3 protein-coding genes are annotated in these 1,405 nt (G+C 68.8%); all 3 read right to left on the reverse strand.

Annotation, left to right across the window (positions count from 1 at the left end; genetic code table 11):
* On the reverse strand, window positions 1–652 hold a 652-nt coding region (locus HMPREF2581_RS11590; protein WP_070867329.1), incomplete at its 3' end, for a replication initiator protein A.
* A 26-nt stretch (window positions 653–678) separates the two neighbouring features.
* A complete protein-coding gene (locus tag HMPREF2581_RS11595; protein WP_003107109.1) occupies window positions 679–960 on the reverse strand; it encodes a helix-turn-helix transcriptional regulator in 282 nt (93 codons plus the stop codon).
* Window positions 961–1,071: 111 nt separating this feature from the next.
* Window positions 1,072–1,405, reverse strand: a 334-nt coding sequence (locus HMPREF2581_RS33535) for a DUF2285 domain-containing protein (RefSeq protein WP_256565198.1), incomplete at its 5' end; no start/stop codon positions are given.

A 1,405-nucleotide genomic window follows, 5' to 3' on the forward strand; every position in this document is an offset into this window, starting at 1 on the left:
TGCCGCCGTGCTTGCGCACCAGGCGGTACAGCCACCGCTCGATGCCGCCGGTCAGCCGGAAATACGCCGGGTCGATGGTCAGCACCAGGGCGGCATCCAGCACGCCCGTATAGAACCAGTCCGGCAAGATCAGCTCGATGCCCAGCGGTGTGCCGCTGGCATCGGCCAGTTCCTTCCATTCGTTGATCCACGAGAAGCGGTGCAAACGCCGCCCGGTTGTCTCGCGGATGGACGTGGCCACCGTGGTCGATTGCAGGCGATCCAAGGCCGCTTTGAGGCGCTGGTAGTCGCGCAGCGACTTGCCGCGCCCGATGAAGCGCAGGATCTCGTAGGGCGTCGCACGGATCAGCCGCGAAGGCCGCAGGCCCGCATCCTTCGCCTCCACGATCTGTGAGGCCGCCCAAATCAGCACGTCGGCATCCCAAATCGTGGCGATGCCATGCTCCTGCGTGCCTTCCACGCGGATCGTGACGTTGCCCGCCCGGAAGTCGATGGGCTTGACCCGCTTGGACTTGGCGAGCGAGAAGAACGGATAGGCCATCAAGTCCTGGCTGTCGCGCGGTGCCATGTCGCCCGGCAAGGCGCGGAACAGGTCGAGCTGTTCGCGTTCTTGCGGGGGCCGCTGCCGAAATGGCAGCGCGGAGATGGACATGGCTGTGGCCTGGCGCGCGCCAGCGATCAGCGCGCACGGCTGTCCGCCGAGTGGTGCTCGGCGTACTCGGGATCGGAAGTCGTCTCGAAGCTGCGGTCGGCCGCCCAGGCGTCGAGGTCGGCCACGGCGTACATGACGCGCCGGCCGAACTTGCGAAAGCGTGGCCCGCCGCCGATCACGCGCTGCTTCTCCAGCGTGCGCGGCGACAGGCGCAGGTACTCGGCGGCTTCGTCGTTGGTGAGGTAACGCTGCGGCTGCGCGGCAGCGGTCGAGACAGTGGCGGCAGGCCGCAAGGGAGCTGGTCGCATGGGATGAACCTCCATCAAGCCCGGCCACACCACGCGGCCGGATGGAGGCACTTTCAAGAAAGCGAGGCTTCTTGCTAAGGGACGAATTGCAGGGGCTGCGAAACGTCCCCCCTACTGCAACGGCAGTGGCGGAAGCTGTGCAAGGCGGCGATAGCCGCCGCACATCAGCGCATCGCCACGGCGCACCAGCCGGCGCACGCGGGCGCGCAAGGCACCGTCCTTGTGCCAGTTGGCCGCGACGGCCTCCACGCCGAACAGCCCTTCGGCCACTTCGCGCAAGGACGCGCCCGCCAGGGTCGCGTCGAGCGCCTGCAAGGTGTGCAGCTCCAGCAGTGCGGCAGGCGTGGGCCGCGAACGGGCCGCCGCCGCAGGCGCGGCAACCGTGGCGGCAGCCAGGGCGTCGAGTTCAGCCGCGAGCGTGCGATAGCGCGCGCAGGGCGTGGCG

This window comes from Pseudomonas sp. HMSC057H01 (assembly GCF_001836405.1).
Classification (GTDB): domain Bacteria; phylum Pseudomonadota; class Gammaproteobacteria; order Pseudomonadales; family Pseudomonadaceae; genus Pseudomonas; species Pseudomonas aeruginosa.

Coding starts and splice junctions, on each gene's coding strand:
- HMPREF2581_RS11595 (WP_003107109.1), bottom strand. CDS start 960: ATGCGACCAGCTCCCTTGCGGCCTGCCGCCACTGTCTCGACCGCTGCC.